12 protein-coding genes and 2 pseudogenes are annotated in these 13,124 nt (G+C 43.6%); 13 read left to right on the forward strand and 1 reads right to left on the reverse strand.

The window, feature by feature from the left end; translation table 11 throughout:
- Positions 1-5 precede the first annotated feature (5 nt).
- From PCC7418_RS02115 to PCC7418_RS02170, 13 genes and pseudogenes are all read left to right on the forward strand, one after another.
- A complete protein-coding gene (locus tag PCC7418_RS02115; protein WP_041596120.1) occupies positions 6-191 on the forward strand; it encodes a hypothetical protein in 186 nt (61 codons plus the stop codon).
- Positions 192-958: 767 nt separating this feature from the next.
- Positions 959-1,402 carry an ATP synthase subunit I gene (locus PCC7418_RS02120; RefSeq protein ID WP_396275429.1) on the forward strand — a complete coding sequence of 148 codons (444 nt, stop codon included), beginning with the start codon at positions 959-961 and terminating at the stop codon, positions 1,400-1,402.
- Positions 1,403-1,453: 51 nt separating this feature from the next.
- The gene (gene atpB / locus PCC7418_RS02125) at positions 1,454-2,200 is read left to right on the forward strand and encodes a F0F1 ATP synthase subunit A (RefSeq protein ID WP_015224528.1); all 747 of its coding nucleotides are present in this window, start codon (positions 1,454-1,456) and stop codon (positions 2,198-2,200) included.
- 125 nt (positions 2,201-2,325) lie between these two features.
- Positions 2,326-2,571 carry an ATP synthase F0 subunit C gene (gene atpE / locus PCC7418_RS02130; protein ID WP_015224529.1) on the forward strand — a complete coding sequence of 82 codons (246 nt, stop codon included), beginning with the start codon at positions 2,326-2,328 and terminating at the stop codon, positions 2,569-2,571.
- Between the two features lie 82 nt (positions 2,572-2,653).
- Positions 2,654-3,148: a F0F1 ATP synthase subunit B' gene (locus PCC7418_RS02135; protein ID WP_015224530.1), complete on the forward strand. Its 495-nt coding sequence runs from the start codon at positions 2,654-2,656 to the stop codon at positions 3,146-3,148.
- 58 nt (positions 3,149-3,206) lie between these two features.
- Positions 3,207-3,749 carry a F0F1 ATP synthase subunit B gene (locus PCC7418_RS02140; protein ID WP_015224531.1) on the forward strand — a complete coding sequence of 181 codons (543 nt, stop codon included), beginning with the start codon at positions 3,207-3,209 and terminating at the stop codon, positions 3,747-3,749.
- On the forward strand, positions 3,746-4,309 hold the full coding sequence (gene atpH, locus PCC7418_RS02145; RefSeq protein WP_015224532.1) for an ATP synthase F1 subunit delta: 564 nt from the start codon (positions 3,746-3,748) through the stop codon (positions 4,307-4,309). Before PCC7418_RS02140 ends, atpH begins: the two co-directional genes overlap by 4 nt.
- A gap of 36 nt (positions 4,310-4,345) precedes the next feature.
- Positions 4,346-5,863, forward strand: coding sequence for a F0F1 ATP synthase subunit alpha (gene atpA, locus PCC7418_RS02150; RefSeq protein WP_015224533.1), 1,518 nt, complete (start codon positions 4,346-4,348; stop codon positions 5,861-5,863).
- Positions 5,864-6,196: 333 nt separating this feature from the next.
- On the forward strand, positions 6,197-7,150 hold the full coding sequence (locus tag PCC7418_RS02155) for a F0F1 ATP synthase subunit gamma (protein ID WP_015224534.1): 954 nt from the start codon (positions 6,197-6,199) through the stop codon (positions 7,148-7,150).
- A gap of 188 nt (positions 7,151-7,338) precedes the next feature.
- Positions 7,339-8,093, forward strand: a pseudogene (locus PCC7418_RS19215) (RNA-guided endonuclease InsQ/TnpB family protein); the annotation flags it as partial.
- Positions 8,094-8,801: 708 nt separating this feature from the next.
- Complete coding sequence (gene ltrA / locus PCC7418_RS02165) at positions 8,802-10,055, forward strand: group II intron reverse transcriptase/maturase (protein WP_235620730.1); 1,254 nt, start codon at positions 8,802-8,804, stop codon at positions 10,053-10,055.
- Positions 10,056-10,280: 225 nt separating this feature from the next.
- Positions 10,281-10,511, forward strand: a complete 231-nt coding sequence (locus tag PCC7418_RS20820; RefSeq protein ID WP_235620788.1) for an HNH endonuclease — start codon at positions 10,281-10,283, stop codon at positions 10,509-10,511.
- Between the two features lie 100 nt (positions 10,512-10,611).
- Positions 10,612-11,100: pseudogene (locus PCC7418_RS02170) on the forward strand (RNA-guided endonuclease InsQ/TnpB family protein); the annotation flags it as partial.
- A gap of 10 nt (positions 11,101-11,110) precedes the next feature.
- On the opposite strand, the gene PCC7418_RS02175 reads toward PCC7418_RS02170, so the two are convergent.
- On the reverse strand, positions 11,111-13,021 hold the full coding sequence (locus PCC7418_RS02175; protein ID WP_171814878.1) for a glycosyltransferase: 1,911 nt from the start codon (positions 13,019-13,021) through the stop codon (positions 11,111-11,113).
- Positions 13,022-13,124 lie beyond the last annotated feature (103 nt).

The raw sequence follows: 13,124 nt of genomic DNA on the forward strand, positions 1-13,124 counted from the left end.
TCGGCTTGCGCGTAGTTCATTGGATTCTAGATCAATACAAAGAAAAGAAACCTCGCGACAAAACGATCGCGCAGCACTTTAACACCTATCGCTTTTCCAACCATAAAGAAACCGCTATTGATCTCATTCAGCGCATCTGTACCGTCAGCCTTGAAACCATAGAAATTACTCAACAAATGTCAAATAACTAATAACATTTCGATCATCTAGTGCTACACAGTGGCTTAAAAAACAAAAGAAATAACATCTCCTACCCCAGCATGAGATTAACAAAAACAAACTTCCTGTACTAAAAGATGAGAGTTATTTATATTACAGACCTTAACAAAGAACGAAAAACGGAAATTTCAGGGATGTGGACTTGCTCATTAACTTTTTTCATGATACTATCTTCTTAGATAATGGGAAGTAGTGCCAAAAATAAAAATAGCCACTCCAAACCCTGTAACTTCGTAGTTAACTCCGTATTTTCACCCTTGACACAGCAAAACGGAAAAGACTTTCTCAATGTAAAGAAACGTAAAGCAAAAGTCATTTGAGTTGACAAAAGAATCGAAACATGATAAGAGCTACAAACGCTTAACTGAAATGAGTCACCATTTGTTGACTTTGAGGGATGAGGCTCAAGTCTTCTCTCTCTATGAGAGAAGCAGAAAATGAGGAAACTTGCTTTCAACTTGATCGGTTGATCGCCGAGGGAGTCAGCCTCTGCAAGTGAGAATTAAGAGAAGGGACTGAACTAGAGAAAAGCAGCAATCTTTTCAGGAAATTAGCGAAGAATAGCCAGAATTGAAATCGAGCGCGATCGCGCCCATCGAAGATAGCTCATTGCCGTCCTCAAAATCGATCCCACGAAATTCCAAAAAGATTAAAGAATTGTTACTGCACCGTGATATGATTTCTCGTGGCTCGTTTAAGTCACGTCATCAATCTCGACCCGAACCAAGGAAAAATTACCGTGAGTACACAGTCGTCACCCCCAGAGACAACTGAAACCCCGACTCCAGACTCCGCCTCAGAGAATCAACCCTCTGATCGCGGAATGACAGAGTATTATCAACTCCAACGCAACCTGTACTTGGTCATGTTGGTGATTACGGGAGTGATTTTTGTTTCTGTCTGGGTTGCCTACTCAGGTCAAACCGCTCTCAATTACTTATTGGGAGCATTAGCGGGACTCCTTTACTTTCGGCGCTTGGCGCGGGATATTGAAGGCTTAGGAGTGCAACAAGGACGTATGGGGTTTGGCAGTGGTCGCCTTGCCATTTTTGTGGCAGTGATTGTTCTTGCCAGTCAACTGCAACGCCTTGCCATCCTCCCCGTCTTTTTGGGGTTTATGACGTATAAAGCAGCCATTGTGATTTACGTCGTGCAAACGACCCTGTTCCCCCAACGGGAATAAACTCAGCACGAGCGTAACCATTTAATGTTCGATTACGGGGAAATTTGCTCCATGACCTTGCTAGACGGTTTAAACGTCATCCCTGCTTTCCCCCTTGCTGAACTAGAAGTTGGGGAGCACTTTTATTGGGAAATTGGGAATTACACCGTTCACGGACAGGTTTTTCTAACCTCTTGGGTTGTAATTGCCCTGTTGTTAATTGCCAGTTTTCTAGGGACTCGTAACTTAGAGCGAGTGCCCAGTGGCATCCAGAATTTTCTAGAATATGCTCTAGATTTTGTTCGGGACATTGCCAAAACCCAAATTGGTGAGAAAGAATATCGCCCATGGGTGCCGTTTGTCGGAACATTGTTTTTATTTATCTTTGTTTCCAACTGGTCAGGGGCGCTTGTGCCTTGGAAAGTGATTGAAATTCCAAGTAGCGAATTAGCAGCCCCCACCAACGATATCAATACAACGGTCGCCCTCGCGTTATTAACCTCCCTTGCCTACTTCTATGCGGGGATTAGTAAACGGGGACTCGGCTACTTTAAAAAGTACATCGAACCCACGCCAATTCTGTTACCCATTAACATTTTGGAAGACTTTACCAAGCCTCTCTCGCTTAGTTTCCGACTTTTTGGTAATATTCTTGCTGATGAGTTGGTCGTTGCTGTACTAGTCTTACTGGTGCCCTTATTTGTTCCTTTGCCCGTGATGGCGTTGGGACTGTTTACCAGTGCCATTCAGGCTTTAATTTTTGCCACGCTGGCGGGAGCTTACATTGGTGAGTCTCTCGAACATGGGGAAGAAGAATAAGCAATTGGGTTCTCAAACACTTGCTTAAAGTGCCATTTAATGACCATGCTGTTAGTATCCGTTTTTACGGATTGTTCACTTTCCAATCAAATTCAGATCAAAATAAATTAACGAGGAAAAAAACTATGGATTCTTTAACTGCTGCTGCTTCCGTTATCGCTGCTGCTCTCGCTGTTGGTTTAGCTGCAATTGGTCCTGGCTTAGGACAAGGTAATGCTTCTGGTCAGGCTTTAGAAGGAATTGCTCGTCAACCTGAAGCAGAAGGTAAAATTCGCGGGACATTACTCCTGTCTTTAGCGTTTATGGAAGCGTTAACCATTTATGGTCTGGTTGTAGCACTCGTATTATTGTTTGCTAACCCCTTCGCGTAAATTTGAATCATTCCGAGGGTGGGAGCGTCCCATCCTCATCCCACAACTTGATGTTGGCGTAAACGACAATCACCACCTAACAATGACAAACTGGACGATTTTATTGGCAGCCGAAGCGGTGGAAACCACAAAGGAAGGGGGACTGTTTGATTTTGACTTGACCTTACCTTTGATGGCGGTTCAATTCTTGGTTTTGGTCGCCCTCTTAAATGTCTTGTTCTACAAGCCTTTGACTCGCGTCTTAGATGAGCGTGCTGAGTATATTCGCAAAAACTTGAATGAAGCCAAGGAAAATGCGAAAAAATCAGAAGAACTCGCTCAAAAATTTGATGAACAATTAAAAGATGTTCGTCGTGAGTCTCAAGAGATTATTGCCCAAGCCCAAGCTGAGGCGCAAGAACAAGCAGCGAAAAATATTGCTCAAGCCCAACAAGAGGTGCAAGCCCAACGGGAAAAAGCAACTGCTGAAATTACAGCCCAAAAACAAGAGGCTCTCCAGTCCCTAGAATCCCAAGTGGATACCCTCTCTCGGCAAATTTTGGAAAAATTAGTGGGTGCTGATCTGGTTAAACGCTAGTTTCACACTTACTATAAACAAACAGACGTGATTTTTGTAAATTAAAGGATAAATGGCGATGATGGGGATGTTTTCTTACTTCCTCGCAGAAGCAACCGAAGCTGCAGAGGAAGGCTTTGGACTGAATTTTGATATTCTTGAGACCAATATTATTAACTTAGCGATTATTATCGCAGTTTTATTTTTCTTTGGTCGTAAATTTTTGGGAAGCAATCTCTCCGCCCGTCGGTCTCAAATTGAGGAAGATATTACCGAAGCGGAAAAACGAGCGCAAAAAGCAACCGCAGACTTAAAAGAAGCGGAACGCAAACTTGCTGAAGCCCAAAAAGAAGTGGAGAATATCCGTAAATCAGCCCAAGAAAGTGCACAAAAAGCAAAAGAGCGCATTCTAGCGGAAAATGCTAGAGAAGTGGAGCGGATCAAAGAGGCTGCGGTTCAAGATTTAGATGCAGAACGAGAACGCGCTGTTGCGGAGATTAAACAATATATTGCTCGTTTAGCTTTAGAAAAAGTTGAGTCTGAACTAACCAATCAATTGGATCAATCGGCGCAAACGAAGTTAATTGACCGCTCCCTAGCTCAATTAGGAGGTGGGAGATGAGAGAAAATACTTTGATGAGTGCCGAAATTGTTGAGCCTTATGCTGAGGCGTTGATGTCTTTGGCAGATTCTCAAAACTTGGTGGAACGTTTTGGGAATGATGCAAAAGAGTTAGTCTCAGTGTTAAAAGAGTCAGAGGAATTACAACAGTTTCTGGCGAGTCCTGTGATTAAAATCGAAGATAAAAAATCCGTTTTACGTCAGATTACTGGCGAGGGATTACATCATTATATGGTGAATTTCTTGCAGTTGGTGATTGATAAGAAACGGACGGCGTTCTTAACGGGGATTTTAGAGCAGTTTTTGGCTTTGGTTCGGGAACGCACCTCTACGGTTCTCGCGGAAGTGACTTCGGTAACGGAGTTGACCCAAGAACAGCGCGATCGCGTGACAGAAAAGGTCAAAGCCATGACCAACGCCAATGACGTGGAAATTGAAACCACCCTCGACCCCAACTTAATTGGTGGAGTCGTGATTAAAGTGGGTTCGCAAGTTCTCGATGCTAGTCTGAGAGGACAACTGCGTCGCATTGGTTTAAGCCTCGAAACGGCAGCTTCATAACAAAAAAATTGATGACAGAATAAGGAATAATTAACAATGGTTAGCATCAAGCCAGACGAAATTAGCAGCATTATTCGCCAACAGATTGAAAGCTACGACCAAAGCGTTCAGGTTTCCAATGTGGGAACGGTTCTGCAAGTCGGTGACGGGATTGCCCGGATTTATGGCTTAGATAAAGTCATGGCTGGGGAGTTGGTTGAATTTGATGATGGTACAATTGGTATCGCCCTCAACTTAGAAGAAGATAACGTTGGTGCGGTATTAATGGGAAGTGGTCGCGGAATTCAAGAAGGCAGTTCCGTGAAAGCTACAGGTAAAATTGCTTCGATTCCTGTGGGTGAAGCGTTAAAAGGTCGCATCGTTGACTCTTTAGCTCGCCCGATTGATGGGAAAGGCGAAATTCAAACCGATTCCACTCGTTTACTCGAAGCGGGTGCGCCTGGGATTATTGAACGGAAATCCGTTTATGAGCCAATGCAAACGGGGATTACTGCTATTGACAGTATGATTCCCATTGGTCGTGGACAACGGGAGTTAATTATTGGTGACCGTCAAACGGGTAAAACCGCAGTTGCCATTGACACCATTATTAACCAGAAAAGTGAAGATGTTGTCTGTGTCTATGTCGCGATCGGACAAAAGGCTTCTACCGTTGCTCAAGTCGCTGGAACATTAGAAGAACGGGGTGCATTAGATTACACCGTGATTGTGGCTGCAAACGCCAGTGATCCTGCGACATTACAATATCTCGCGCCTTATGCGGGTGCAGCGATCGCGGAACACTTTATGTATCAAGGTAAAGCAACCTTGGTAATCTATGATGACTTAACCAAGCAAGCCCAAGCCTACCGTCAACTGTCTCTCCTCCTCCGTCGTCCTCCAGGTCGGGAAGCCTATCCTGGAGATGTTTTCTATCTCCACTCTCGCTTATTAGAACGGGCTGCAAAACTCAATGAGGAGTTAGGGGAAGGAAGCATGACTGCACTCCCCATTATTGAAACCCAAGCGGGTGACGTTTCCGCATACATTCCCACCAATGTGATTTCCATTACCGACGGACAAATCTTCTTGTCTTCAGACTTGTTCAACTCTGGTTTCCGTCCAGCCATTAATGTCGGGATTTCCGTTTCTCGTGTGGGATCATCCGCACAAATCAAAGCAATGAAACAAGTTGCTGGTAAACTGAAGCTGGAATTAGCGCAGTTTGCTGAACTCGAAGCCTTTGCTCAGTTTGCGTCTGACTTAGACCAAGCCACTCAGAAACAATTGGCGCGAGGTCAACGCTTACGGGAGATGCTCAAACAGCCTCAGAATTCTCCCTTATCCGTAACGGAACAAATTGCAGTGGTTTACTCTGGAATTAATGGCTATCTTGATGATCTCCCGACAGAAAAAGTCCCTGACTTTGTTCAAGGACTGCGGGAATACGTCACCAACAACAAGCCTGAATTTGAAGAAACCGTTCGCTCTGAGAAGAAACTGGTAGAAAAAGCAGAAAACCTGCTCAAAGAAGCCATTTCTGAATACAAAGAGACCTTCAAAGCCTCCATGTAGTTGTTTGAGTCAGTGACCCGTCAGTGACCAGTGATCAGTAATCAGTGACCCGTAATTCGTTTTTAGTGATCAGTAACGAATAATTAACAGTAGCTGTTTCATTAAAACCAAGTGTATTGAACTGGGTAACTGGTAACTGGTAACTGGTAACTGGTAACTGATAACTGGTAACTGGTCACTGATAACTGGTAACTGGTAACTGGTAACTGATAACTGGTAACTGGTCACTGATAACTGGTAACTGGTAACTGGTAACTGGTAACTGGTAACTGGTAACTGGTAACTGATAACTGACCCATGCCAACTAAAAATCGAGAATTATAACTAAAGATCATGGCAAACTTAAAAGAAATTCGCGATCGGATTGATTCAGTTAAAAATACTCGTAAAATTACTGAAGCGATGCGCCTCGTTGCAGCAGCCAAAGTGAGACGGGCGCAAGAACAAGTGAGTTCAACTCGTCCCTTTGCTGACCGTCTAGCACAAGTTCTCTATAACCTGCAAAGCCGTCTCCGCTTTGAAGATGTTGACCTTCCCTTACTGGATAACCGTGAAGTAAAATCCGTTGGTTTACTCGTTGTATCGGGCGATCGCGGTTTGTGTGGGGCATACAACGCCAACGTGATTAAGCGAGCACGTCAACGAGCCGAAGAATTAGAAGCAGAGGGCATTGATTACAAATATATTTTAGTGGGGAGTAAAGCAACCCAGTTTTTCACCCGTCGTCAAGCCCCAGTTGAAGCCAATTACACCAATTTAGAACAAATTCCAACGGCAGAAGAAGCCTCGGATATTGCAGATGAACTGCTTTCTCTGTTCTTATCGGAAACCGTGGATCGGGTGGAATTAATCTATACCAAATTTGTGTCTTTAATTAGTTCCCGCCCTGTGATTCAAACCTTACTTCCTTTAGATCCTCAAGGGTTGGAAGTTTCTGATGATGAAATTTTCCGTTTAACCACCAGAGGGGGAGACTTCGACGTAGAACGAGAAAAAGTTGAGAGTGACACTCGAACTCAAACTTATCCTCGGGATATGCTATTCGAGCAAGATCCAGTGCAAATTCTAGATGCACTTTTGCCCTTGTATCTCAACAACCAGTTATTACGAGCCCTGCAAGAATCTGCAGCCAGTGAGTTAGCCTCACGGATGACAGCAATGAATAACGCCAGCGACAACGCAACCGACCTCATTAAAACCTTGACGTTATCTTACAACAAAGCACGTCAAGCTGCGATTACCCAAGAGATTTTAGAGGTTGTCGCAGGTGCAGAAGCCCTCGGTTAATGCTCTCAAAAGTGTCTCATTTTCCTCTCTCTTTCTGGGAGAGGTTTTTTATCTGAATGTGACGATTCATCCCCCATTAGACCGTCAGTGTTAATGGGGGATGAATCGTCACGCCTCAAACAGAAGTCCGACAGGACACTCTTAAATCTTTGTGTTAGAACAAATTTAACCAGCAAGTTCAGCATAAAATGTTTGTTTTAGAGTTTAAGGTCAAAGCCAAAAAAACTCAATACCAAGCCATTGATGAAGCAATTCGGACGACTCAGTTCATCCGAAATAAATGCCTTCGTTACTGGATGGATAATCAAGGCGTTAACAAATATGCTTTGAACAAACTCTGCAAACAATTAGCAGAAGAGTTTTCTTGGGCGAAAGAATTAAACTCGATGGCTCGACAATCGGCTGCTGAACGAGCTTGGTCTGCAATTAGTCGGTTTTACGATAACTGTAAAAAGGGAATCAAAGGTAAAAAAAGGGTATCCCCAGTTTCAGAAAAACAACCGAAGCGTTGAATATAAAACCTGCGGTTGGAAACTGGACTTAAACACCCGAAAGCATATTACTTTCACCGACAAAAAGGAATTGGTCGAGTTAAGTTAGTTGGGACTATAGACCTCCATTTCTATCACCCTGATGAAATTAAACGAGTCCGTTTAGTTCGTCGTGCTGATGGATATTACTGCCAATTCTTAATCAATAAAGAAGTTAAAGAACAATTAGAACCCACTAAGAAAACCATTGGCTTAGATGTTGGTTTAGAGTCATTTTACACCGACTCTAATGGACATAAAGAACCCAATCCTCGTTTCTTTAGGGAAGGTGAACAGAAGTTAAAACACCTTCAACGTCGCCTTTCTAAGAAACAGAAAGGTTCATCTAATCGCAAAAAGCTAGACAGAAGTTAGGAAAAGCACATTTAAGAATAAGTAGGCAGCGTAAAGAACATACGAGTGCGACTCGTTGGGTGGTGAAGTCGCAGGGGTCTCAAACCTCTTTTCGAGCCATCCCAGACGAAAACTCCCCTTGGAGTCCGTCTGAACTCTATCTCCTTATTGGTGAGGCTCATTTGCCAAGTCCAATCATCCCAGTGTGCGGGATGACATCGCTACCCTTATCAAAACGTTGGTTACGTGAAGATAAAGCAGGGTAGTTAAATGTGGGATAAGTCTGAACTCGCTTGACGACCTCCTGCTAGAACGTGACTATGGCTAGGAGACGAACTTACGCTTGAACCATCGTAATCCTTACCCTGAGAAAGGAGTTGACACTCAGGACACAAAAGGTGAAGACGGTTGGATTTAAGCATTCGTATTCTTAAATCGCGCATCAAAATACCGTCGGTGGATAGTAAGGGTCTAAGGTCACAATCAAAGGAAATAGGGAACGAGTTAACCCCTCGGATATCTCTCAGTCAAGGTCGATAGACTGAGTAGCCAAACCAAAGGCGCAAAATCTGGGTCATCTGTCAGGATACCGAAGGGTGGGATTGAGTTAGAAGCGAACGCCCTCTATAAAAGGAGGGATATGCTGACGAACTCACTGTAAGACAAAAGATAGGGGTACTAAGTAGAGTTAATAAGTTATGAGACAGTCCTCTGGGCTAGTTACTAAATATAGACGATGGTTTTGGCTTTCTTTCTTGACCTTCCGAATGGATGACCCGACGTGGTTGTGGCGGAATATCAATTGGAAGAAAGTTGAAGTCAAAGTTTTTAAGCTCCAAAAGCGCATCTATCAAGCGTCCCAACGTGGTGATGTCAAAAAGGTTCGTAAACTCCAAAGATTGTTGTCAAAGTCCTTTTACGCAAAGCTGTTCGCAGTGAGAACCGTATCGCAGGACAACCAAGGAAAAAGAACGGCTGGTGTGGACGGGGTTAAATCGTTAACTCCTCCCGAAAGGTTGACCTTGGCTGGTTCACTTCAATTTGCAAATAAATCAAAGCCTGCTCGAAGAGTATGGATACCAAAATCCGATGGCTCTAAACGCGGGTTAGGAATACCGACTCTTTATGAACGGGCTAAGCAAGCTGTACTAAAACTGGCATTAGAACCAGAATGGGAAGCAAAGTTTGAACCTAACTCTTATGGATTCAGAAAAGGACGAGCTTGTCACGATGCCATAGAAGCAATATGGAATGGATTAAGAACTAAGGACAAATACGTCCTAGATGCAGATATATCCAAATGTTTCGACCGTATCAACCATGATTACTTACTACAAAAATTGAATACATCTCCGACCTTCGCTCGACAGATTAGAGCGTGGCTAAAAGCAGGAATCGTTGATGGTGGGTCATTATTTCCCACAAAAGAGGGTACTCCACAAGGCGGGGTCATTTCTCCGTTATTAGCAAATATAGCCCTTCATGGGTTAGAAACCATAGTCAGGGAATACATTGTCAATCAACCCCCAGAAAGGGTTGGAATAAAAGGTAAACGGGACAAATTAAGAACCCTTGACTTTGTAAGATATGCAGATGATTTCGTGTTAATGCACTGGAATCGGGAAATTGTGGAGGAATGTAAAGTAATAATTGAGGATTTCCTCTCTAAAATTGGTTGTGAATTGAAACCATCGAAGACACGCATTTGCCATACCGCCAAAACTGTAGAAGATGATAAAGTGGGTTTCGACTTCTTGGGGTTCACAATTCGACAGTATGAGGTAGGAAAACATCAGCATGGCAAGAAAAAATCGAATTTGATGACAATAATCAAGCCCTCGGACGAAAAGGTGAAGCTACATTATCAAAAACTGGCTGATACCATCGACCGTCATCAAGCATCGAATCAGATAAATTTAATCCAAGAATTAAATTCTATCATCAAGGGATGGTCTAATTATTACTCAGCCTGCTGTAGTTTTGAAACCTTCAAAGACTTAGATAACAAGATAGTGGTCTAAAACTTCGTCGATGGGCAAAACGCCGTCATCCTAATAAGAACTGGGAATGGGTTACTAATAAATACTGGAGACAAGCTGTCAAAAGTAGGAAAGATAAATGGGTCTTCTCATCAACAGATGGACTCTACCTAATAAAGCATAGCTGGACACCTCACCCAAAATTATGTGAAAGTGAAAGGAGATGCTTCACCGTTCAATGGGGACTGGCGTTATTGGAGTTCCAGAATGGGTTCATACCCTGACGTAAAGGTTGAAGTTGCAAAACTTCTTAAAACCCAAAAAGGAAAGTGTGCAATTTGCGGACTACACTTCCAAGATGGAGATTTGTGGGAGGTTGACCATATAACGCCTCGTAGTAAAAAGGGTAAAAATACCCTAAGAAATAAACAACTTCTCCATCGACATTGCCATGATGTAAAATCTCGTAATGATGGTAGTTATGAAGGATGTGCCTAATGACAATAGGTTGTCTTAGAGAGGAGCGAAGTGAAGGGAAACTTTCATGCTTCGTTCTGAAGACCAGTAGGGAGGGCGACTTCCCTGCTGAGTTTAACAGAGACTCGCACGTTGCGTAGTAAGGTCTAACGACCTGATTGCCTATGAAAACTTAAAAGTGTCTAATCTGGTTAAGAACCACTGTTTAGCTAAGTCAATCTCAGATGTTGGTTGGTATCAGTTTCGAGTCTGGTTAGAGTATTTTGCAAATCAGTTCGGGAAGGTAGCTGTTGCTGTTCCTCCTCAATATACAAGTCAAGAATGCTCTAACTGTGGTCGAATTGTGAAGAAGTCTCTATCTACCAGAACCCATGCTTGTCAGTGTAGGACGATTCTAGATAGAGATGAAAACGCAGCCATTAACATACTGAGAGAAGGACTCCGTACTGTGGGGCGCACAGGAACGGCTGGCTTCGAGCCAGACTCAACGCTTGGGGAGAGACTCGCCTCTACTTCAGTTGTTTCCGAACAATTGGAGCAAGCGAACTCGTCCTGTGAACCTAGTTTACAGGTTAGAACCAAGAATCTCCCGTTAAAATCTCCGATTTAACGGGAGAGCGTCAATGATTGATATATTCAAGACGAATCTTATGGGTTTCCACGAGAGTCAGAGCCTTATTTTGTCCCACTTGCAAGGATAAGTTTCTCAGCGCCCCTCCTTGCAACTGCTCAATGTGAATACTGCTTGCTAATTGATTGAGATCAGGGTTGGCTGCTTCAATGGTGAAATCTCGGAGTTCGATGTCAGCTAAACTGTTTTGAGGAGGCTGGGGCTGGACTTTCAAAACAGCAGAGACTGGCGGTTTCAAAAAAGACCGTAAAATTGTTCCTTGTCTTCCCTCACCAATGATTAAAGTCTGGCTACGGTGAACTTCTAAAGGCTGAAATAACTCAATTTCACCGAGGGGTAAACGAACTTCAACAAGCCCAGTTGCAGGGAGATTATTCATTAAAGTTTGTAAAGCTTTGGCATCATCTTTGCCATCATTGGGAATAATGCCATAATCAATGGCTTGCACCACTGTTGTCGGTATGGGTTGGGCTGTTAGTTGACGAGTTTTCCACCAACTCGGTAGATCTTGACCAATTTCAATCATGCCCCACTGCCAACACAAAAAGATCATAAAACTACACATTTGAGTGTAAAGCAAAAACTGGGATGATTTTTTTTGCACTTGTTGTCCCCAACTCAACTGATTCTTCCCACCTTTGTTATTCCCATGGCGATTTGTCCATTTTTGTTGGGAAAGATTCATGCGAGTAAAGATTTTAATTAAAGCAGTCCACCATTGAGTAAACAACATAATTGGTAAGTGGACTAACTTGAGAAGAGAAGGTCGTCCCCAAAACACCATCAAGAGATATAAGCAACGGGTTAACACTAACCAACAGGCGATTATGCTAGCAATGATCCAGTTCCCTAAGAGCAAAGAAATCACCAGCAGACCTGGACTGATCAGGGTTGTCCACATATTGATCCCTTGATCGAGAACACACAGCCAAGTCAAGAAACCAGTGCGATGGGGACCCAAGGCTAAAGCCCGAGTGCCATTGCGAAGTGTATTTCCAGACCAGCGCCTGATATTTTGATACGCTCGACTCATTAGAGACCCGGAAATGGTTTCAATGGTATAAACCATGACATCAGGCAGATAAATCATGTCATAGCCTTCTCGCAGCAACCAATACCAAGTGGTTTTATCATCTCCCGATAAGAAGCGAAACTGTCCCCACAGCCAATCATTGAGAAAGTCTCTGGCAAGTAAGCCTCGAAATGTCGGATCGAGAGCAGCTTCGGCTCGAAAGAAGGAGCAACGTCCAGTTAGACACAGCACCTTATTCGATAAGGCATGAGAACACATATAATGGTGGCGTTGAGAAAAGCGCAGGTGTAACCATTCGGAAAAGAGATAAGAGCCATGGACTTCGGGCATCTCATTCGTGGTTAATCCCCCCAGTTTTGGAAAAAGTCGGAAAAAGGGTAAAGAGTTACGGATACTGCCAGGCATTAACTCGGAGTCTCCATCCATTAAGGCAACAATACCGTCAGCAGGAAAACCGGATTCATGTAAGGCTTCTAAACCAGCAACTAATGCACCACGTTTGCCTTGAGCCGGATCAGAAACATTCAGTAGTTTCACGGTGTTTCGGCTCGGATCTTCTTCTGTTAAGATTTGCGCGATCGCGCGGTTTTCTTCTGCTGTTGTGACAGGAACCAGTGTCAGAGGAGAATTCAAGGTTTGGGCTTCTCTGGCAATCGCTCGGAAAACGCGGTCTGTAATCCAAGGTTTTTCCTTATAGGTGGGAATCACAATGGCAAACCGAGGTAAAGTGGCTATTGGAATGTGACGGGCTTTCCGACGCCAACGGGGAAAAACCCAGATGCGATAGGCGACAGAGCGTAAGGCATGAAAGATCAGCCATGACCATCGCCACAACCCAATTGCCCCCAAGACCACGAAATCGTTCAACGTGATTGTGTTTAAATCGTGAACCTCATGGCGCAGCCCATAGAGCGTCAATAAGAATAGTAGGGCAAGGGAGAAAACAATCAATTTCCCCCAGAAAACCTGC

The organism is Halothece sp. PCC 7418, assembly GCF_000317635.1.
Lineage (GTDB): Bacteria > Cyanobacteriota > Cyanobacteriia > Cyanobacteriales > Rubidibacteraceae > Halothece.